This window comes from Gordonia sp. NPDC003422 (assembly GCF_053588675.1).
Map to the genome: position 1 here is coordinate 107268 of NZ_JBSFQL010000018.1, position 20710 is coordinate 127977.

At 66.9% G+C, this 20710-nt stretch carries 19 protein-coding genes; 9 read left to right on the plus strand and 10 right to left on the minus strand.

The annotated features are described in order from the left end of the window. The first annotated feature begins 31 nt into the window (after positions 1–31). Positions 32–4288 (plus strand): amino acid adenylation domain-containing protein, encoded by a 4257-nt coding sequence (locus ACWDTF_RS16325; RefSeq protein ID WP_355273623.1) that lies wholly within the window; start codon positions 32–34, stop codon positions 4286–4288. 26 nt (positions 4289–4314) lie between these two features. On the opposite strand, the gene ACWDTF_RS16330 is transcribed toward ACWDTF_RS16325, so the two are convergent. Continuing rightward, entirely contained in the window at positions 4315–4551 is a 237-nt protein-coding gene (locus ACWDTF_RS16330; RefSeq protein WP_240860922.1) for a CDGSH iron-sulfur domain-containing protein, read from the minus strand. Positions 4552–4634: 83 nt separating this feature from the next. Between ACWDTF_RS16330 and ACWDTF_RS16335 the strand changes: the two genes are divergently transcribed. After that, complete coding sequence (locus tag ACWDTF_RS16335; protein ID WP_449754664.1) at positions 4635–5645, plus strand: iron-containing redox enzyme family protein; 1011 nt, start codon at positions 4635–4637, stop codon at positions 5643–5645. Here ACWDTF_RS16335 and ACWDTF_RS16340 read toward each other — a convergent pair. Next, the gene (locus ACWDTF_RS16340) at positions 5572–6282 is read right to left on the minus strand and encodes a phosphatase PAP2 family protein (RefSeq protein WP_240860926.1); all 711 of its coding nucleotides are present in this window, start codon (positions 6280–6282) and stop codon (positions 5572–5574) included. The two genes, ACWDTF_RS16335 and ACWDTF_RS16340, sit on opposite strands and share 74 nt — an antisense overlap. A gap of 103 nt (positions 6283–6385) precedes the next feature. Between ACWDTF_RS16340 and ACWDTF_RS16345 the strand changes: the two genes are divergently transcribed. Further along, a complete protein-coding gene (locus tag ACWDTF_RS16345) occupies positions 6386–7843 on the plus strand; it encodes a sensor histidine kinase (protein WP_355273617.1) in 1458 nt (485 codons plus the stop codon). Here the strand turns inward: ACWDTF_RS16345 and ACWDTF_RS16350 are convergent. The 3 genes from ACWDTF_RS16350 to ACWDTF_RS16360 all read right to left on the minus strand — a co-directional run bounded on the left by ACWDTF_RS16350 (position 7828) and on the right by ACWDTF_RS16360 (position 9723). Next, positions 7828–8517: a response regulator transcription factor gene (locus ACWDTF_RS16350; protein ID WP_240860930.1), complete on the minus strand. Its 690-nt coding sequence runs from the start codon at positions 8515–8517 to the stop codon at positions 7828–7830. The two genes, ACWDTF_RS16345 and ACWDTF_RS16350, sit on opposite strands and share 16 nt — an antisense overlap. A 3-nt stretch (positions 8518–8520) precedes the next feature. Beyond that, positions 8521–9021, minus strand: a complete 501-nt coding sequence (locus ACWDTF_RS16355) for a DUF2231 domain-containing protein (RefSeq protein WP_240860932.1) — start codon at positions 9019–9021, stop codon at positions 8521–8523. A 66-nt stretch (positions 9022–9087) separates the two neighbouring features. Beyond that, positions 9088–9723 (minus strand): DUF1345 domain-containing protein, encoded by a 636-nt coding sequence (locus ACWDTF_RS16360; protein ID WP_240860934.1) that lies wholly within the window; start codon positions 9721–9723, stop codon positions 9088–9090. Between the two features lie 121 nt (positions 9724–9844). On the opposite strand from ACWDTF_RS16360, the gene msrB reads away from it, so the two are divergent. Both msrB and msrA read left to right on the plus strand, forming a co-directional pair. Then, positions 9845–10330 (plus strand): peptide-methionine (R)-S-oxide reductase MsrB, encoded by a 486-nt coding sequence (gene msrB, locus ACWDTF_RS16365; RefSeq protein ID WP_449754665.1) that lies wholly within the window; start codon positions 9845–9847, stop codon positions 10328–10330. Further along, on the plus strand, positions 10327–10869 hold the full coding sequence (msrA, locus tag ACWDTF_RS16370) for a peptide-methionine (S)-S-oxide reductase MsrA (RefSeq protein ID WP_355273611.1): 543 nt from the start codon (positions 10327–10329) through the stop codon (positions 10867–10869). Before msrB ends, msrA begins: the two co-directional genes overlap by 4 nt. 487 nt (positions 10870–11356) lie before the next feature. Here the strand turns inward: msrA and ACWDTF_RS16375 are convergent, their stop codons facing one another. Continuing rightward, positions 11357–12562 carry a CynX/NimT family MFS transporter gene (locus tag ACWDTF_RS16375; protein ID WP_355273609.1) on the minus strand — a complete coding sequence of 402 codons (1206 nt, stop codon included), beginning with the start codon at positions 12560–12562 and terminating at the stop codon, positions 11357–11359. Then, a complete protein-coding gene (locus ACWDTF_RS16380; protein WP_240860941.1) occupies positions 12559–13233 on the minus strand; it encodes a FadR/GntR family transcriptional regulator in 675 nt (224 codons plus the stop codon). The genes ACWDTF_RS16375 and ACWDTF_RS16380 overlap by 4 nt, the downstream gene beginning before the upstream one ends. 244 nt (positions 13234–13477) lie before the next feature. Here ACWDTF_RS16380 and ACWDTF_RS16385 point away from each other — a divergent pair, with 244 nt between their 5' ends. Next, a complete protein-coding gene (locus ACWDTF_RS16385) occupies positions 13478–14827 on the plus strand; it encodes an enolase C-terminal domain-like protein (protein ID WP_355273607.1) in 1350 nt (449 codons plus the stop codon). A gap of 171 nt (positions 14828–14998) precedes the next feature. Continuing rightward, the gene (locus ACWDTF_RS16390) at positions 14999–15892 is read left to right on the plus strand and encodes a LysR substrate-binding domain-containing protein (RefSeq protein ID WP_355273605.1); all 894 of its coding nucleotides are present in this window, start codon (positions 14999–15001) and stop codon (positions 15890–15892) included. A gap of 12 nt (positions 15893–15904) precedes the next feature. Here the strand turns inward: ACWDTF_RS16390 and ACWDTF_RS16395 are convergent, their stop codons facing one another. Both ACWDTF_RS16395 and ACWDTF_RS16400 read right to left on the minus strand, forming a co-directional pair. After that, positions 15905–16300 (minus strand): universal stress protein, encoded by a 396-nt coding sequence (locus ACWDTF_RS16395; protein ID WP_449754666.1) that lies wholly within the window; start codon positions 16298–16300, stop codon positions 15905–15907. Then, entirely contained in the window at positions 16297–17340 is a 1044-nt protein-coding gene (locus ACWDTF_RS16400) for a 2-hydroxyacid dehydrogenase (RefSeq protein WP_449754667.1), read from the minus strand. The genes ACWDTF_RS16395 and ACWDTF_RS16400 overlap by 4 nt, the downstream gene beginning before the upstream one ends. Positions 17341–17708: 368 nt before the next feature. On the opposite strand from ACWDTF_RS16400, the gene ACWDTF_RS16405 reads away from it, so the two are divergent. Both ACWDTF_RS16405 and ACWDTF_RS16410 read left to right on the plus strand, forming a co-directional pair. Beyond that, positions 17709–19283 carry an ABC transporter substrate-binding protein gene (locus ACWDTF_RS16405; protein ID WP_240860951.1) on the plus strand — a complete coding sequence of 525 codons (1575 nt, stop codon included), beginning with the start codon at positions 17709–17711 and terminating at the stop codon, positions 19281–19283. A 33-nt stretch (positions 19284–19316) separates the two neighbouring features. After that, entirely contained in the window at positions 19317–20243 is a 927-nt protein-coding gene (locus tag ACWDTF_RS16410; protein ID WP_240860953.1) for an ABC transporter permease, read from the plus strand. 20 nt (positions 20244–20263) lie between these two features. On the opposite strand, the gene ACWDTF_RS16415 is transcribed toward ACWDTF_RS16410, so the two are convergent. Next, on the minus strand, positions 20264–20710 hold a 447-nt coding region (locus ACWDTF_RS16415; protein WP_449754668.1), incomplete at its 5' end, for an IS630 family transposase.

The window sequence follows — 20710 nt, forward strand, 5'->3', positions numbered from 1 at the left end:
TACCGTGGGCCGTGGCTGGGACCGTCTGCCGATGACTCTCGCACGGCGGGCTCTGTGGCTGGCCCAGCTGTTGCGGCCCGACGTAGCTTACGTGATCGCGTTTGGCGTGACCATGGCTGGGCCCCTTGATGTTTCGCGCCTGATCGACGCGGCCGGCGATGTCCTCGACCACGTCGGCTGGCGCGACATCCACATCCCGGCAGCGTGTTCCCCGGCCGATCCCTCGTGCCTCGATCCGTTCCGACCGGGCCGGACGGGTTGTGCCGCGGTGGATCTCGTCGACCTGTCCGCGAATCCCGATCCGCGCCTGGACAGCGACCGGCGCGCGGCTGCCTTCATCTCGTCGCCCGCCGGATCCGATCTGGACGCCCCGCTGTGGCGCAGCGAATTGCACAGACTCGGACCGGACCGGCACCGGTGGATCGTGCGTGTGCACCACGTGCTGACCGACGGGGCCGGTGCGCTGCGGGTGATGCGGCACATCGGGGACGTCTACCGGGCGGGTGCGCTGCCGGCGGATCTCGTCGTCACGAGCGATGCCGACCTCGTGTCGGCCGAGCAGGCGTATCTCGACTCGCCGCGGCACCGGACCGACGCGGTGTACTGGGAAGAGATGCTCGACCGTCACGAGCCGTCCCTGATGACGGGTGGCTCGCCCGAACCGACCTCGGACATCACCCGGATCACGAGACCGCTGTGCGGAATTCGGCGCTCATCGTCCACAGAGGCGTTGAGCGCGATCGCCACATTCTGTGCTCGCATGCTCGACACCCCCGATGTGGGTTTGGCGTTACCCGTAGCGGCCCGTACGTCCAGGTTGCGGCGCGACGCGGTGCAGCCGCTGTCCAACGTGGTGCCGTTGACCCTCGAGGGTATCGGCGACGCCACCGCGGCGGGTGCCCTCGAGCAATTGGAGACCGCGGTCGTCGGTGCCCTGCGCCACCAGCTGTACCGCCGGGAGGAGATGCTGAACACGCGTGACGATCTCACCGATTTCGGAGCAGTCGTCAACCTGCTGCCCACCGTGTCGCTCCCGACCGTCGACGGAGTGCATTGGCATGTCGAAGTGCTTCGGACCGGACCGGTCACCGATCTGGCCGTGACGCTGCACCCCGACGACGACGACGGCCGCGGGGCGATCACCTGGGAGGCACCCGCGAGCAGTGTCCACACGGAAGAGCTGACGCGTTGGGCCACACGATTCCAGCGGTATCTCGACGCCACCCTCGACGAACTCGACAACGGGAAGCCCGTTCCCGACGGCGCGGTGTTCCTGTCCGGCGAAACAGAACGCTTCCGATGTCGATCCGGTCCACCGGCACCCCGATTCTCCACTACCGCAGCACTTCTGGATGACTACCGAGCCACCGATCCGGACGCCGAGGCAGTCATCGACGGAGAATTGTCGCTTTCCCGCGCCGAGTTGGTCCGGTGGGCCGATCGGGGCGCGCGCATGCTGACCGACGCCGGGGTGACTCCAGGCGACCCCGTCGCGGTCTGCATCGAACGGTCGGCGGCATCGGTCGTCGCGTTCTGGTCGGTGATGCGTGCGGGTGCCGTCTGGGTGCCGGTCGGCGACCAGTTCTCGCCGGAAGGGCGGACGGTCGAGATCATCGAGCGCACGAATGCCAAGGTGGGGCTCTGCGCGCCGGGCAAGCCGGGGCCGCCGGTCGTGCGGTGGGTCGAGACGGGGCCCACCGCTGCGGGGCGTCCAACCGATCTGCCCGGGCAGCAAGATGATTGGTGGCCACCCGGGTTGTCCCGCGGCCCCGATGACCGCGCGTACATCTTGTTCACCTCCGGTTCGACCGGTCACCCCAAAGGTGTCGACATGCCGCACCGGGGGATCCCGGCGCTCGTCGCCGAGATCCGCGAGTCCTACGCCCTCGACGCGGATGCCCGCATGCTGCACGCGTCGTCGCCGACCTTCGACACCGGGATCGTCGAGTTGCTCTCTGCCGTCGCCACCGGCGCGGCGCTCGTCGTCGCACCGGTGGCGGCGCACAGCGGAGATCGGCTTGCCGAGGTGATCGAGGCGCATCGCGTGACCCACATCATCGTGACCCCGTCGGTGCTCGACACCCTCCCGATCGACCTCGCGGACCGGTTGCGGCAGGTGGTGCTCGGTGGCGAGCCGGTCGGTCCGCGACTCGTCGCCCACTGGGGAAACCGCGTGCCATTGCGAACCGCGTACGGCCCCACCGAGACACGATGCAGCATCAACTTCTCCGGGCCGCTCCGCCCCGGACGCCCGCTGACCGTCGGTCCACCGATGATCGGTGTCACCGAGGCCATCCTCGATCGGCACGGTCGTGCCCAGCCGCCGGGCGCACTCGGCATCTTGTACTGTGCCGGGCCACAAGTCGCCGACGGCTATCTCGACGCACCCGACCTCACCGCCGAGGTCTTCGGCGACTGCACCTTCGCCGACGACGCGCGGATGTATCGCACCGGTGACCTCGCGACGTGGACCCCCGACGGTGAGGTGCGTATCCTCGGCAGGCGCGATCAGCAGGTCAAACTCCGCGGACTGCGCATCGAACTCGGCGAGGTCGATGCCGCACTCGGCGACGCTGCAGGAGTCCGGACGTCGGCGACACTGCTGCGCGAGACCTTCGGTGGGCGAACAGGACTCGTGTCCTTTGTTGTGCTCGATGAGGGTTCTGTGGCATCCGCTGCCGAATTGCGCAGACAGCTCGCGATCCGCCTGCCCACGTACATGATCCCGTCGGCGATCGTGTTTCTGGACGAGCTGCCGCGCACCGCCAACGACAAGCTGGACGTGCGTGCGCTCAAATCCCATGCCCTGCCGGGTCCGGGACAGGTGCGCGGGCCGACGGGACCCGCTGAGGCACTGGTGCTCCGAGTGCTCGGCGAGGTGCTGGGCAACGTGACCATCGATCCGGACGCGAGCTTCGTGGAAAACGGTGGAGATTCGCTCGCGGTCGTGCGCGCGGCACATCTGTTCGCCGCGGCCGGGCATCCGGAGATCGGACCTGGCGACGTGCTCGCCGCAACGTCGCCGGCCGACATCGCGGCTTCGATGACGATGAGCGACAACCTGGACATCCCGCCGGCGCTCCCAGCGACAGGCAACGATGACGCAGCACGCAGGCTCGCGCCCGCGGAGCTGACGGTTTCGCGCACGCCCGGCGATCCGGGAGCGCAACTGATGCGCTTCGCGTGGGTTCCCGAACCTGGTAGCGCCCCGTCGGTCGGGGATGTGCGCGCGATGGTCGGCACGCTCCTCGATCGGCACCCCGCCTTGCGATCCACCTATCCGGACGTACCGGGAGGGGCGATCCAGCTTGTGGGACAGGCTAGGCCGGAGGAATCGGTGATATCTGTCCACGCGATCGCTCCCGACCGCAACGCGCTGGGATCGCTCGCCGATCGGCTGGCGGCGCGCCTCGACGTGCGGAAGTCGCCGCCGGTCGGCGTTGCTGTTGTCACCGACGACGATACGGTCCGGGCGGTCGTCGTTGTCGTACACCACGTTGCGGTCGATGGTCATTCGCTCGCGATCCTCGCATCCGACGCGGCCGCGCTGTCGCGCGGCCAACCGCTGACCCCGGCGCCCACGCGATCACCGGGCGAGAGTCGCCACGATGCTCGAGACCACCGCTTCTGGATCGATCACCTGGGTCGCGAGCCGGACTCGTCGTGGACCCTGGCCGGAATCTCGCCCACGACCGTCGCACCGGGCCGTGCGGTGCGCCGCTCGGCGCTGGTCACCGCGCAGACGTTCCGTCGCTTCCAATCCCGCGCCGCGCGGCTGGGGATGACCCCGTTCGAGGCCTTCCGCACGGTCGTCGCGACGGCTCTCGCGGACACCACCGGCGACCGGCGGGTGATCTCGGCAACCCCGCACTCGATTCGACCCGCTGACGACGAGGGCGTCGTCGGCAACTACGTGCTCAGCGCGCTGCTACCGCTCGACGCGGACATCGCGCCCCGGCGGGCCGCGGAGATGGCGCGTGAGTATCGTGCCGCCGCGACCCTGCCGGCCGAAACCGTTCTCGATCTCATCGGCCACCCCGCCGTGGCCGAAAGCCTCTTTCCCGTACCGGTTCTCGTCGGCTGGTCCCCGCCGATTGCGGCCACCATGCCCGCGGGCAGGGCGTATGTGTTCGGGCCGTCGTACACCCGCTGGATGCTTCAGATCCAGGGCGAGCCGCATCCCACCGGGGAACTCGGCGTGCGGGTGACCGGATGCCGAGAAGTGTTCGGCGACGATAGAGCCGAGAGCCTCCTGCGGGCAGTGCTCGGCGGTCTGGAGGCGTCATGACAGCGACGACACACACACGGCCGAGTTCACTCGCCGTTGATGGGCGACCGGCCCAACCGATGGCTGCCGTCGCAGAAGGGTTGGATCGCCGACCGTCCGCAGCGGCACAAGGCGAAGGTCGAACGGTGGCGCGGTATCGGGTTCCCGTTGATGTCCACGATCTCGACGTCGCCGCGCACCACCAGGGGACCGCCGGGGGTCACGGTGATGTGCGCCGGGGTGCGTCGGCCTGTCGGTGGCGGGTGAGCGTCAGGCGTGTCCATTCCTCCATGGTGCTCGTCGGATGCCGCCGGCGCGACCACCCCGTCCGCGACGCGCCGGGGCGAGCGAGAGGATCGACGTGATGATGAGCCGCTCGGCAACGCATTCGGCTCGCTGCCCGATGCCCGAACCCTGTGGTGAGCTGAGTTCGATTGTGGTGGAACTGTTGTCCGGCGACCCGTGTGACCAGACACCGGGCCCGCCGGTCGAGCGGGTGGTCCCGAGGTCGGCGGGGGTCGACCTGCTCGACGACCTCGACATGCAGCGCGCCTGGTTTGTCCTGGCCGAACTCGACGGTCACGGCGTCTGTGGGGTTGACGACCGGTGGAACGAGCATCCTGCGGTCGCGACGCTGCGCCGATCGATGGGTGACGCGCTTGCCGAGGCAATTCGGGATCGCGTGGGGCCGGTCGCTGGGTGCTCGGCAGCCGGGTTGCCGGACCGGGTGCGAGCCGAACTCGACTCGCTCGACGCGCCTTCGCTCGCCGGTCACCTCGCCGTCGACGGGACCGTCGAACAGTATCGTGACTTCCTTCGGCATCGTTCGATCTATCACCTGCGCGAGGCCGATCCGCACACGACGGCGATTCCGCGGTTGACCGGTCGCGCCAAAGCCGGGCTCGTGGAGATCCAGAGCGACGAGTACGGCGCGGGCCGCGTCGAGCGGATGCACTCGACACTCTTCGCCGGCACCTTGCGGGCGCTCGGGCTGTCCGCCGAATACGCGGCATATGCCGCGGACCTGCCCGCGGTCACCTTGGCGTGGTCGAACGCGTTGACACTCTTCGCCTCCCGTCGGCAATGGCGGGCGGCGGTCGTCGGTCATCTCCTCGCGCTTGAGTGCACCTCGTCGATACCCAACAAGAAGTACTCACAGGGGCTGAGCCGACTCGGCTACGGCGACGGTGCGACCCGCTTCTTCGACGAGCACGTAGAGGCCGACGCCGTGCACGAGCAGATCGCGATGCACGACATGGCGGTTCCCCTCCTGGTCGAAGAACCGGACCTCTCCGTCGACCTGCTCATCGGATTTCGTGCGGCGCTGATGCTCGATGCCGATGTCGGACGGCATCTGCTTCGGTCCTGGGCGGTGTGACTCTGGCGCGCTCGGTGGTATCGGCGACCCCGGCCCGGACCAGAGGTGGGACCACCAGGACCGCTGCGGCTCCCAGCGCGACGGCCGCACCGACGTCGGTGAGCCAGTGGACTGCCATGTACAGGCGAGTGGCGGCGACCAACGCGGTCACCACCAGGGCGGCCGTGATGGTCAGGGCACGCGCGCGCCGCGACCTGGTGGTGAGGACGGCGATCACCAGCAGCAGCGCCGCGGTTCCCGCGACATGTCCCGAGGGATAGGAGCCGGTGGTCTCCACGGTCGAGATCTGCAGGACGGCCGGGGGGCGTGCACGCGCGACCGCGAGTTTCAACAGTTCGCACACCGCGCCGGCGGCACCAACCGTGCACAGGACGATCAGCGGGCGCTGCACCGAACGGTCGACGACGTAGGCGACACCCGCCGTGGCGAACGTCATCGCAGCGATCCATACGGGCCCGAACAGGGCGGTTGTGGTGACCACGACGGAATCGAGCGCGGCGTGGCGGTGCGCGACCATGGTGCGCAACGCAGATTCGTCGATCTGCCCGAGTGGGTTGTGGCCGGTGCCCAGGGCAAGCCCGAAGAGTGCGATCACCGCCAGCAGGGCGGCCGCCGTCGCATACGGAACGTGCTTCATGGCGACAGCGTGGACCGGTGCGGCTGTGGCAGGGCTGTGTCGAGCTGAATCCCCGCTGAAGAACACGTATGGGCGTCGACGCCGGGCGCCGTACATTCGTGGCATGGGCGATTCCCGCTGCCGGCATACGCGTCGGCGCCGGATGGGTGTCGGTTCGCCGCGCTGGCACGGCACGAGTGTGCGTACGCGGCTGACCATTGTGGGTGCGGGCCTGCTGACTGTTGCTCTGGCGATCGCCGGGGCGGTGGTGCTACTGGTCCTGTACCGCGCGTTGACCTCCTCGGCCGATGCGGCGACGTCCACGCGGGTCGCCGAGGTTGCCGAGGCGGTGTCGGCTGCGGCCGGCATCGAACCGGCCCTGATGTCACACACCGAGAGCATCGACGTAGTGCAGGTCATCGACTCGACCGGGGCCGTCGTCGCGGCGAGCTCGGGCGACCGCCATGAGGAGGCTCTCGTCGCGCCACTGACGGCGGGCGAGCGCCGCACCGAGGTCGACGCGGCGTTCCCGGGCAGCCCAACCGAGTATCGCGTCACCGTTCAAGGGGTCGCGACGCCCGACGGTAGGACTCTGACCATCGTGGCGGGTGCCGCCGAGGGGCCGATCCACGCGACGGTGTGGACGGTGTTCGCGGTGCTCAGCGTGGTGTTCCCGATCATCATGGTCGCGGCCGTGGTCGCCACCAACCAGTTGGTCGGCCGCACACTTCGCCCGGTGGAATCGATCCGTGCGGAGGTTGCCGACATCTCCCGCTCGGGCCAGGCACGCCGGGTCCACGTGCCCTCCACCGAGGACGAGATCGCCACCCTCGCGACGACGATGAACGAGATGCTCGACGCACTCGCCTTCGCGCGCGAACAGCAGCTGCGCTTCGTCGGTGACTCGTCGCACGAACTGCGCAGCCCCCTGGTGACGATCCTCGGCCTGCTCGAGCTGTCCCGCCGGACCGGTGAGCCGATCGACGCCAACACCGTGTCGACGTTGCTGCTACCGGAGGCGTTTCGCCTACGCGACCTCGTGGACGACATGTTGCTGCTCGCCCGGGCCGACGAGCACGGACTCACCCCGGACATCGAGGAGGTGGATCTGGACGACCTGGTCAACGACGAGGTCGCACGTCTCGACCTCACGACGGATCTCACGATCACCGCGACCATCGTGCCCGCGCGGCTGCTCGGTGATCGCAATCAGCTGGCGCGTGTGCTGCGCAATCTGTGCGACAACGCGGCCCGGCACGCGCGCACCAGCGTCGACCTCACGATGACGTCCGACCCGCAGGTGGCCACGGTCGCGGTGACCGACGACGGTCCCGGCATTCCCGATGCGGACCGGTCCCATGTCTTCGATCGTTTTGTCCGCCTTGATCCCACTCGCTCTCGATCCGCGGGGGGAACAGGAGAAGGAGGCACGGGAGCAGGGGGCACCGGACTCGGGTTGTCGATCGTGGATGAGATCGTCCGGGCCCACCGAGGCACCGTCACCGTGGCCGACTCCGACGGCGGTGGCGCCACGATGATGGTGTCGCTGCCGAAGCCACCCGCCGATCACGAATCCGCGTGAGTTGTGTCGTCGATCAGTCGGTAACCGGCGCCGCGGATGGTCTCGATCGTCTGGCAGCCGAACGGTGCGTCGATCCGTTTGCGCAGGTAGCCCACATAGACCTCGACGATGTTGTCGTCGCCTCGATAATGCGCGTCCCACACCTGTTCGAGGATCTCTGCCTTGCTCACCACAGCGCCTCGGTGTCGCATCAGGCACTCGAGAACGGCGAACTCGCGAGCGGTCAGCCGGATCAGTTCATCGGAGCGCCGGACTTCTCGTTTTGCCGGGTCCAGGGACAGGGTGCCGGCCCGTAGGATCGTCGGGCGTTGCGGAGCGCCGCGCCGAACGAGGGCCCGCAACCGTGCGGACAGCACGACGAAGGAGAACGGCTTCACCAGATAGTCGTCGGCACCGAGATCGAAGGCGTCGGCCTGGTCGTATTCGCCGTCCTTGGCGGTCAGCATGAGCACCGGGGTCCACACCTCTCGGCGGCGCAGCTCACGCACGGTCTCGTAGCCGTTGAGAACGGGCATCATGATGTCGCACACGATCGCGTCGTACCTTCTGATGCTGGCGCTTTCGAGGCCTTCGGCACCGTCGGCTGCGCTGTCGACGGTCCAGCCCTCCGCGGTGAGGGTTCGTCGCAGGGTTTCGGCGGCACGCGGATCGTCTTCGATCACCAACACGCGCATGAGTCAGCGGGCGGTATCCGTGGGAGGGCCCCACACCGCGCGTGCCCCGCTCTCGCCGATCAGTATCACCGTCACCACCGACCCGATGGCGACCACCACGATGGCGACGCCGAGGACGATGCCGATCCAGCGACCGCCATCCCCGGACAGGACGGGCGCCCTGCTCGCCGCCGCCGCCGCGATGCGCTCGTTGTGCAGCGCCCACCAGATGACGGTCAGCGCGAACAGCGGGCCCATCCAGTAGATCATCGTCTCGCCCAGTTCGGCGTGATGTTCGACGGCGTCGGAGTGTGGGATCTTCTTCTCCAGCGCCTCGCCCGCGGACGTCGTCAAGGGTATGGCGATGAGGGTCGCGAGTGCCATGAGCGGCACCAGGATTCCGAGTCGAGGCCGTGCCGCGGGCCAGACCACCACGGCAATCGCCATCAGCGCGGTCAGCGGGACGAGGACGACGACCACGTGCACGAGCAGGGGATGTACCGGCAAGCCGTTGATGGTGTCCACGACTGCGACGCTATCGGTTTCAAGCTGAAGCACTGCTGAGACGATCATGCCGACACCGAGATCGGTTCAGCCGCTGACGATGCCGGCGACCAGGTTGATGGTGGTGGCGAGGATGACCGCGCCGAAGACGTAGGAGATGAGGCAGTGCCGCAGCGCCATCGCCCGGATCGTCGGGTCGGAGACGCTGGTGTCGGAGACCTGGTAGGTCATGCCCAGGTTGTAGCTGAAGTAGAAGAAGTCGCGGAACGCTGGTGGCTCATCGGAATTGAAGTCGATGCCGCCCGAGGTCTCATGTCCGTAGTAGCGGTTGGCGTACCGGGCGGCATACATGAGGTGCAGGCTGGCCCATGCCATCAGGACTCCCCCGAAAGCGAGCGTTGCGGGCAGCCACTGTGCGTGGGTCCCGCCCTCCATCAACAATGCGACGATCCCGCCGACCGCTGCCACCGCCGCGACGGCGATGATGATCTCGTCGGCCAGTGGGCGAAAGTCTTCCCGCCGGGCCATTCGGCGGGTTTGTGTTGCGCTCATCGGCCAGAGCACACTCCACCCGAGTACGACGAACACCGCTCCGGTGGTGGCGATCGCCACCAGGAATCCGAACTTGACGTCGGCTCCGAGAAACCCGGTGGTGGTGCCGGCGAGGGTGCCGCCGACGAGAGCGATGAGCAGTCGCGGGTGAGAGGTCAGGATCCATGGCATGGGGACAGTGTGCGCCCCGAAATCGGTGTCGATCGACCGATGTAGTGGGCCGGGACCAAATCGGGGAGCCCCGACGTTGATGGTGATGACGCCGCAGCCGGCGGCGTTGACAGGAGGAATCGTGAGCTCCCACAACAGCAGGTCAACCGAGTATCGCAAGACCGCCGACGCCGTCGGGCGTCTCACCGGTGCGCAGTACCGGGTCACGCAACAGGACGGCACCGAACCAGCCTTCCGCAATGAGTACTGGGACAACCATGACGCCGGCATCTACGTCGACGTCGTGTCCGGACAGCCCCTGTTCTCGTCCACCGACAAGCACGACAGCGGAACCGGATGGCCCAGTTTCACCCGACCGATCGACGCGGACGCGGTCACCACCAAGTCCGATCGCACGCTCTGGATGCGTCGCACCGAGGTGCGTTCTTCCGGCGCCGACAGCCACCTCGGGCACGTCTTCGACGACGGGCCACGCGACGCGGGCGGGCAGCGCTACTGCATGAACTCGGCGGCACTTCGCTTCATCCCGGTCGACGAACTCGACGCCGAAGGATACGGCGACTTCCGTCAGCTTTTCGACACCACCGACACCGAGGAGAACTCATGACCGACACCGGACAGATCACCCGCCGCCCCGACACCGCGACCGCCGTCCTCGCGGGCGGCTGCTTCTGGGGCGTCGAGGACCTCATCCGACGTCAGCCCGGCGTGCTCGACACCCGCGTCGGGTACACGGGTGGACGTAACGACCACGCCACCTACCGCCACCATCCGGGGCACGCCGAGGCTGTCGAGATCGTCTTCGACCCGACGCAGACGTCGTATCGCGACATCCTCGCGTTCTTCTTCCAGATCCACGATCCGAGCACGCGGGATCGGCAGGGGAACGACGTCGGATCCAGCTATCGGTCGGCGATCTTCCCGCTGACCGACGAGCAGGAGAAGGTTGCGCGTGACACCATCGCCGACGTCGACGCGTCGGGCCTGTGGCCCGGTCCGGCGGTGACGACGATCGAGCCGGTCGGGCCGTTCTGGGAGGCCGAGCCGGAGCATCAGGACTACCTGGTGCGGTATCCGAACGGCTACACGTGCCACTTCCCGAGGGCCGGTTGGGTGTTGCCCAAGCGCAGTCCCTCCGCTCGCTGACTCGAAGAGTTCGGTGACCGCCCCGCTGACCTGCGGAAATGCTAGGACCCGGCCGCGACCGTCCCACTAAATCTAGGGGAGGAAGTTTCTTCCCCGATGTTCGGAGTCGTCCCCTAGATAATTTGCGGGGAGGACACCAAGGGTAGGGGAAGAGTTTCTTCCCCTACTTTTTGTGCGCCCGATGGGCCGGCGTCGCTCGACAGCACTGGCACGTCGGCCAGAGAACGGCGGCCGGTGATGACGCCTGAGGTTCTCACCGGTCGACCCGCAAGCGCCCGACCGCCGGCAGGAGCGATCGAGACCAGATCCGTTGTCCCAGATGACACCGCTGAGCCCCCAGATGCGGATATCTGCGTATCGATGCCCCACGGTGTCATCTGGGACAGCACATCCATCGCGGCGACCCTGCGCCGCGACCGATCAACACTTCCGGGCTCGACGGATCGCCGACGACCTCCGTACGCGGCGCGCAGGTTCGCACCTCGGTTCAGGGAGCGGAAGGGCGTAGGGCCATCTTCACGTCCCGGGCCGCGACCGTCGTCGAGAAGATCTGTGCGGCAAGGGCTATGGCGAGAACGGAAAAGGCGACGGTCCACGATCCGGTGAGGTCGTGCAGGCCGCCGACGGCGATCGGGCCGAATGCCGCCAAGATGTAGCCGAGGAACTGCGCCATCCCCGACACCTGACCGGTCTGCGCTGCGTTGTTGCTGCGCAACACCATGAACAGCAACGCAAGTCCGATCGACGACCCGGGTCCCGACATCACCAGGATGATCCAGAGCGCGGTCCAGGCGTCGGTGGTGAGCAGTCCCGCCATCCCCACGCCGCACGTGACGAGCACGGCGAAGGTCAGTGCGCGCTGATCGGCGAAGCGTCCGGCGATGATCGGGACGACGAGCGAACAGGTCAGCGCCACCACCTGCCCGAGTGCGAGGAGCCCGCCGGCGTCCGCGCGTGAATAGCCTTGGTCCATCAGGAAAGTCGGCAGCCACGCGGTGAACGTGTAGAAGATCAACGACTGCGCGCCCATGAAAACCGTGACCATCCAGGCGACCTTGTCGCGCCATACGCGACCGGTGCCCGCCGGCGTCTCGAGATGTATGCGGCTCATCTGAGGTACCCACACCGCAATCGCGATGAATGCCAGCACAACCCACGAGGTGATGGTGAGTCGCCAGTTTCCGTCGAACCCGTCGTAGATCGGCACGGTCAGTCCGGCAGCCAGCGCCGCTCCACCCGACAGCGTCATCGAGTACAGGCCGGTCATCAATCCGGAGCGGTGCGCGAAGTCACGCTTGATCAGCGCGGGCAGCACCACGTTGCACACACCGATGGCCGCCCCGATGAGGGCGGAGCCGACGAACAGTGCAGTCGTGTCGGGGACAAAACGCAGGAGCATGGCTGCGACGAGCAGTAGCAGCGAGCCGAAGATGGTGCGCTCGATACCGAATCGGGCTGCCAAACGCGGGGCGACGGGGGCGCTCAGACCGAAGAACAGCACGGGCAGTGTGGTGAGCAAACCCGCTGCGGCACTGCTGAAGTGCTGTTCGGCAGCAATGTCGTCGATCAGCGGCGCGACGGTGACCACGGCGGGACGGAGATTGGCCGCCACCAGCATGACGCCGACAGCCGTGATGACGGTGAGGAATCCGCGTGTCTGCCGATCGTCCGTGGCGGTGATCTGGGTGGTCATTCGATCGCCGCCAACGCGTCGTCGACATAGCGGAACACCGCTGCGCGGGCGGCATTCGCGTCACCGTCGGCGATCGCATCGAGAACGGCGGCGTGGCCTTCCGGATAGTCGTCGTGTGCCGACGTCGCTGCGGCCAGCGAAGGGTGGCTGCGTCGCATCGCTTCACCGATGCCGTCGTACAACTCGATCAGCAGCGCATTACCCGACGCAGCCACGATCGCGGTGTGGAACCGCAGGTCGGCGGCGACGTGGCGGTCGAGGTCGCCGTCATCCAGTGCCTGCTGCGCTCCGGTGAGATGGGCACGAATGGCGTCGACCTCGTCGGTGGTGGCACGAACAGCCGCGGCGGCTGCTGCTTCCGATTCGAGGGCGCGTCGTGTGGCGAGCAGGTCGGACAGTTCGACGGTCGGCGCGCATTGCTCGATGGCTGCGGTCAGTGGGTTGCGGCTGCGCACATAGGTGCCGTCGCCGCGTCGGGGAACCAGCAGCCCGGCGTGTTCGAGTGCTCGAACCGCCTCACGGATCGTGTTGCGTCCGACGCCGAAGTCGCGGACGAGATCGCCCTCCGGCGGTATCCGCGACCCGACCGCCCAGGCGCCGCTCCGGATGAGCTCGCGCATGCGGTCGTAGACCAGCGAACTCGTGCGCGGTGGCGGTGTGATCAGGGACATTGAAAGAGCCTAACATCCCATGTTTACGTCTCCGGTGTCTGAAGGCGGTGAAGCGCAGGCGATTAGTGCCGTAGATCTGTGCCACCCAGTGACTCCGATCTACGGCACACACCCGGTGCATGTCATCGACGCATGCATGCCGCATCCGTATCAATCCATGCGGAATTGGTGTTAGACGCGCATCGTCCCAGGACGTAGCGTCGGACGGGTAGACCGTATTCATCCTTCGACGATCCGGAAGCTCATGACCATCACCTCCACATCGCCCGGCATCGCCGACATGGCCGTGTACCCGGTCGCCGGACACGACAGCATGCTGCTCAACCTGAGCGGTGCGCACGCGCCGTTCTTCACGCGAAATCTCGTCGTGCTGACCGATTCCGACGGTCGGACCGGTGTCGGTGAGGTGCCCGGCGGCGAGGCGATTCGCACCACGCTGGAAGATGCGCGTTCGCTGATCGTGGGCCGTTCGGTCGGCACGTACCACGCCATCCTCGGCGACATTCGGAAGACGTTCGCGGGCCGCGATTCCGGCGGTCGAGGTGCGCAGACCTTCGACCTCCGCATCACCGTCCACGCGGTCACGGCCGTCGAATCCGCGCTTCTCGATCTGCTCGGTCAGTTCCTCGATGTCCCGGTGGCGGCGCTGCTGGGCGACGGGCAACAGCGGGATCGGGTCCAAGCGCTGGGATATCTGTTCTTCGTCGCGGATCGCACCAAGACCGACCTCGCCTACCGGTCCGCCGACGACGAGGCGACCGACGCCGACGACTGGATGCGCGTCCGGCACGAGGAGGCGTTGACACCCGAAGGCGTGGTCGCGCTGGCGGAGGCAGCCCAGAAGCGTTACGGATTCCAGGATTTCAAGCTCAAGGGCGGCGTGCTCGCGCCCGCGGAGGAGGCGGCCGCGGTACGCGCGCTCGCCGAACGGTTCCCGTCGGCGCGCGTCACGCTCGACCCCAACGGCGGCTGGTTGCTGAGCGAGGCGATCGAGATCGGCCGAGGGCTCAAAGACGTTCTGGCCTATGCCGAAGACCCGGTCGGACCCGAGGGCGCGTTCTCCGGCCGCGAGGTGATGGCCGAGTTCAAACGGGCCACCGGGCTGCCCACGGCGACCAACATGATCGCCACCGACTGGCGCGAAATGGGTCATGCCATCCGGGCCAACGCCGTCGACATCCCGCTCGCCGATCCGCACTTCTGGACGATGGCCGGCTCGGTGCGCGTCGCCCAGCTGTGTGACGCGTGGGGACTCACCTGGGGTTCGCATTCCAATAACCACTTCGACGTCTCGCTGGCCATGTTCACGCACGTTGCAGCGGCTGCACCCGGCGACGTGACCGCAATCGACACGCACTGGATTTGGCAGGACGGCCAGCGTCTGACGGTCGAGCCATACGAGATCGTCGACGGCTACCTGGCAGTGCCCGACAAGCCCGGGCTCGGCGTCGAACTCGACATGGAACGAGTGCACGAAGCGCACGAGCTGTACCAGCGTGAAGGCCTCGGAGCGCGTGACGACGCCGTGGGCATGCAGTTCCTCATCCCCGGGTGGACCTTCGACAGCAAGAAGCCCGCGCTCTACCGGAGTTGATCCGAGTTCGGTGGCCGACCCGGCTGACCCTGCGGAAGTCTGTACCTGGGAGGCCGGCCAAGTGCGCATTGCGCTTGGTCTGGCGCAGCGGTACAGATTCCCGACGCGGCTGCGTTAGTGTGATCCAACGGGCATCGTGACGTGCGGTGTCACGATGCCGGAAGTGGATCGATGTTCTCACTGTCGCGCCTGAGTTGCTTCATCGCCGTCGCCGAGGAACTGCACTTCGGCCGGGCCGCGGAGCGTCTGCACATGACCCAGCCGCCGCTGTCCCGACAGATCCAGCAACTCGAGCACGAGCTCGGTGTGCAGCTGATCGAACGCAGCAGCCGCGCGGTGTCGCTGACCGCGGCCGGGTCGGCGTTTCTCCCCGATGCCCGACGCATCGTCGCCCTCGCCGAGAGTGCGGCGCTCACCGTCCAGCGTGTTCCCGCCGGCGACCTGGGCACGGTGACGGTCGGATTCACCGGGGCGTCGGCCCGTGCCGTCCTCCCGCGGCTCATGCAGCGCGCTCGCGAAATGTTGCCCGATGTCCGGCTCGTGCTGCGAGAAATGGTCACCGCGGCCCAGATCGAGGGTCTCGCCGGGGGCGACCTCGACCTCGGCATCGTTCGACCCCCCGTGTCCCGGCCCGGCATCCTGACCCGACCGCTGCATCACGAACGACTGGTGGCCGCCGTCCCCGCCGACCACCCCCTCGCGAACGTCGAGCACCTGACCATCGAGGACTTCGACGCCCAGCCTGTCATCATGTATTCACCAACGGACGCAAGATATTTCAATGAACTGCTGATCAGCACTTTCACCGCGGTCGGGGCGTCGCCCCGCTACGTCCAGTTCGTCACGCAGGTCCACACGATGCTGGTGCTGGTGCATTCCGGCCTGGGACTGGCACTGGTTCCGGAGTCGGCGATGACCATGCATCCCGACGGCGTCGTGTTCAAAGAGGTCAGAGCCGTACGCGACCGTCCGGTTCAGATGAACGTGGCCTGGCGGGCCGACAACACCAATCCGGCGCTACATCGATTGATGAAAGATGTTCTGCCGGAGCGGGAGTGGATCTGACAGGGTAGTTCCTCAAACAGCTGCGCGCACCGGGGGTTTGACGGCGACGACGGGGCACTGGGCATCGAGCAGGACGCGCTGGACGACGCTGCCGGTCAACAGTTTTCCGACGGGGGAGCGGCGTCGCTGTCCGATCACGAGGAGTTCGACGTCGTCGTCGTAGGAGGCGTCGATGAGGGCGTCGGCGTGCGACAACCCGTTGTCCTTCTCGGCGACACGGTAGTTGACGTCGTCGGCGCCGGCCGTGCTGCGCGCGGTCTCCAGGTCGACCACGAAGTCGGTCGACGACGAGCTGTCGCCGTCGGCCACGACCACCACGTCGGTGTTGCGCATGCGGGCCTCGGCAAAGCCGAAGGGCAGTGCACCGCGACCCTCGGTGGTCGGCATGTAGCTGAGTACGACGGTCATGATGCGTCCTTTCGGGGAGCCGGACGAAGCGGTTCGACGACGGGGGTCACGAGGTCGCCGGTCTCCAGGTAGGTGTCGAGGTTCTGCAGGGTGAGGGCTTCCATCGCGGCGCGGGTCTCGACCGTCCCGCTCGCCAGGTGGGGCAGCAGCACCACGTTGTCCATGTTGATCAGGGCGGCCGGCACGTGCGGTTCCCGCGCGAACACGTCGAGGCCGGCGCCCGCGAGCGCACCGGCCTGCAGCAGTTCGATGAGCGCGTCCTCGTCGACGACGCTCCCGCGGGCAACGTTGACGAGAAAACCGTTGGGGCCGAGCGCTTCCAGAACCTCACGGCCGACCAGATGCCGGGTGCCGGACCCGCCGGCGGCGGCGACGATCAACACGTCCACCTTGCCGGCCAGCTCCACCGGAGAGCCGACGTAACGGTACGGCGAACCGCTGACCTCTCGACGGTTGTGATAGGCGATTGTGCAGTCGAATCCGCTGAGCCGCTTGGCGATTGCCGAGCCGATCCGACCCAGGCCGATGATGCCGACCCGGGCGCCGGACACCTTGCGGGCCAACGGCACGTTGCCCTCCACCGGCCAGCGGCCCGCCCGGACATAGCGGTCGGCGGCGGTGAATCCGCGCATTGTGTCGAGGACCAGGCCCACGGCGGTGTCGGCGACGCAGTCGTTGAGGACGTCGGGGGTGTTGCTCACCCCGATTCCCAGCTCCGTGGCCCGGCCCACGTCGGTGGTGTCGTAGCCGACGCCGAAGTGGATGATCGCGCCCAGGTTGGGCAGTGCGGCCATCAACTCGGCGTCGACGCCGGTCCGGCCGGAGGTGACCACTGCGGTGATCTTGTCGGCGTGTGCGGCCAGGAACTGCGCCCGCATGGGCCCATCGGGCAGCAGATCCGCGTCGTAGTGCTCAGAGAGCGTCGCCTCCAATGAAGGCTTGAGCGGGCCGACCCGCAGCACGGTGCCGGAGTCCGACGAAAAGTGCTGTCGTGCAACGACTTCTTCGGATGTGTCCGTACTGGCGAGGCTGCTGCTCATCGGTCCTCCTCGACCGGTTGCGGACATATGGGTGTCCTGGGCTGATGAATCCACGGTAGGACTGCCTGGGAATACCTGTCCAACACGCAAATAACATGGATCGATGCCCAAACGGCATTGACTCGGCCGCGACGATTCAGCGACTCGATCGGCGTGTCGGGAAACCAACAGGTCAGGCCGGTTTTCGGGGTCCGAATCATGCTCTACGTCGAGTCCGCCGAACCGCCCGGTAACCCCCGAAATGGCCATGTGCAGGGGTTTTGTGCTGTTGACGGTTCCGTTCGACCGCTCTTAGCGTGTGTCTACCGTCACACAACGTGGCCTCAGCCCCCCACGAATCACTCGACAGCTCTTCATCGGAGGTTCTCATGCAGATGGCGTCCAAGCGCTCCTCGCGACGCCAGGCCGGCGTGCTCGCCGCGGCAGCAGCCGTCGCGCTGTTGGCCGTCAGTGGCTGCAGCGTCGCCAACACGACCCAGAGCGAGAGCGCGAGCCCCAACACGCTGCGCATCGTGCTCCCGCAGGAGCCGCCGACGCTGGAGCCGTGCGACGCCTCGCTCACCGCGACCGGTGTGGTGGTGCGGTCCAACATCACCGAACCGCTGATCGAGCGCGATCCCAACAGCGGAACGCTGCTGCCGAAGCTGGCGAGTTCCTGGAAGCAGGTCGAACCCAATGTGTGGCGGTTCACCATGGTCGACGGGGTGAAGTTCAGCAACGGTGCTCCGTTCACCGCCGAGGACGCGGCGTTCTCGATCAAGCGGACGTTCAACGGTGCGATCGGCTGCGACGTCAATGGATATGTGTTCGACGACAGCAAGATCGAGGTCACCACCCCGGACGCCAAGACCGTCGAACTCCGCACAGAAGCGCCGGACCCCATTCTGCCGCTGCGCGTTTCGTTCATCGAGATGGTTCCGCGCACCACCGATGCCGGTGACAAGGTCCGCGAACCCGTCGGCACCGGGCCGTACATGGTGGACTTCTGGGATTCCGGCCAGCGAATCGTTTTGAAGGCCAATCCGAACTACCACGGACAGGCGCCGCAATACACGCGGGCCGTGTACCAGTGGCGTACCGAGGGCAGCGTGCGTGCCGCGATGGTCGCCAACGACGAGGCCGACATCGCGACCCAGTTGGGTCCCGAGGACGGCGCGGGCGACCTCGGTATCGCCTACACCAACAACGAGACCACCGCACTGCGCATGCAGGGCACCGACGCCCCGCTCAACGACTTCCGCGTCCGCGAGGCCATCGACCTCTCGATCAATCGCGCCGGGATCGTCAAGGCGCTGTTCCAGAATCTTGGTACGCCCGCCGCCCAACTCGTCGGCAAGGGCATCGTCGGTTACAACGACACGTTGACACCGACGCCATACGACCTCGACAGGGCGAAGAGTCTCATCGACGACGCGCGTGCCGCCGGCGTCCCCGTCGACCGGCAGATCCGTCTGATCGGGCGCACGGGTCAGTTCCCCAAGATCAACGAGACCATTGAGAACATTCAATACACCCTCTCCAAGATCGGGCTCGACGTGAAGATCGAGATGATGGACACCTCCGGTCAGATGCAGTACCAGACAAGGCCGTTCGTTGCCGGCTCAGGACCCGTCCTGCTCATGATCATGCACGGCAATCAGGCCGGTGACACACAGTTCACCCTCGATCAGTACATGCTGTCCGACGGGTATCAGAGCACCTTCGGCACCGCCGCCTACGACCGGGAGATCCGCGCTGCGGAGGCACTCACCGGCCCGCCCCGACAGGCCGCGCTGGCGCAGGTCCTCGCCAACGAACCGATCCAGATCCGCCAGTACGCCTACATCGCGCACATGCAAGCGGTCCTCGCCAAGTCGAAAAAGGTTTCCTACAAGCCGAATTCGGCGACCGGTGACGAGATGCGTCTGGCCGAGATGACCCACGCCGATTCCGACAACGACTGATCAGCGACAGTCACGAACAAGATAAGGCCCACGATGTTCACCTTCCTCCGACGCCGGATGTTCACCAGCCTCATCCCGCTGATCATCGTCCTGTTCGGCGTGTTCTTCATGGCGCGACTGACCGGCGATCCCACCAATCTCTACCTGCCGGTCTCCGCGACCGACGAGCAGCGCGCCGAGTTCGCGGCCGCCAATGGGCTCGACAAACCCATGTGGCAACAGATGGTCGACTACTTCTCCGGCGTCCTCCATCTCGACTTCGGCGAGTCCCTCAAGACCGGCCAGGATGCCGCGGCCATGGCGCTCAAGGCATTTCCGGCGACCCTGCAGCTGGCCTTCATGACGCTGGTGCTGTCGATCCTCGGTTCGGTCATCATCGGATGCTGGGCCGCCTACCGACCCAACTCGTTGGCCGACCGCTTCTCGAGTCTGCTGTCGATGACCGCGGCGAGCGTCCCCGATTTCTGGTTCGCGATCACCGGCATCTGGATCTTCGCGGTCGTGCTGGGATGGCTGCCGACGTCGGGCACCGGTGGGATGCTCGCCTGGGTACTGCCCATCGCGACCCTGATGATCCGGCCGCTCGGCGTGCTGACGCAGGTGGTGCGCGGGGCCATGGTGTCGGCGCTGTCGGCCCCCTACGTGAAGGTGGCGCGCAGTAAAGGCGCCGGCGACCTACGGGTCGTCACCCACCACGCCCTGCGCAACGCCGCCGCACCCGCGCTGACCGTCGCCGGCGACCTCGCCGTCGGACTGATCAACGGTGCCGTGGTGGTGGAAGCCATCTTCGGGTGGCCCGGCATCGGCAAGCTGATGATCGACTCCATCTTGCAGCGCGACTTCGCAGTCCTGCAGGCGGCCGTACTGCTCACTGCCGTCAGCATTTTCATCCTGAACATCGCCATCGACGCCGGGTTGGCGCTTCTCGACCCGCGTGTTCGTGACAAGGCCACGGTCTAAAGGTCTAGTGTCACGTTTCATTAATTCCTATTGGGTTGGGCTTTTGCCAGGATTTCGTCGGCGGTCTTTGTCCATACGAAGGGATGTTTGCGGTCGTTCCAGCCGGTGATGAAGGCACGGATTTTGGCGTTGAGGTCGGCGACCGAGGTGAAGATGCCGCGTCGGATGGCTTGACGGTCGAGGATGCCGAACCAGATTTCGACGAGGTTGAGCCAGGACGCCGAGGTGGGCGTGAAGTGGACGTGAAAGTTGGTGTGCTCAGCCAGCCACGCCTTGACCTCGGGGGTTTTGTGCGTGGCGTAGTTGTCCATGACCAGGTGTAGCTCCTGGGCCGGGTAGGCGCGGTCGAGCTGACGCAGGAAAGCCAGGAACTCCTGGCGGCGGTGTCGCGGCTTGACCGCGCCGGTCAGTTGGCCGGTGGCGATGTTGAGAGCGGCGAACAACGTGCTGGTGCCATGGCGCTTGTA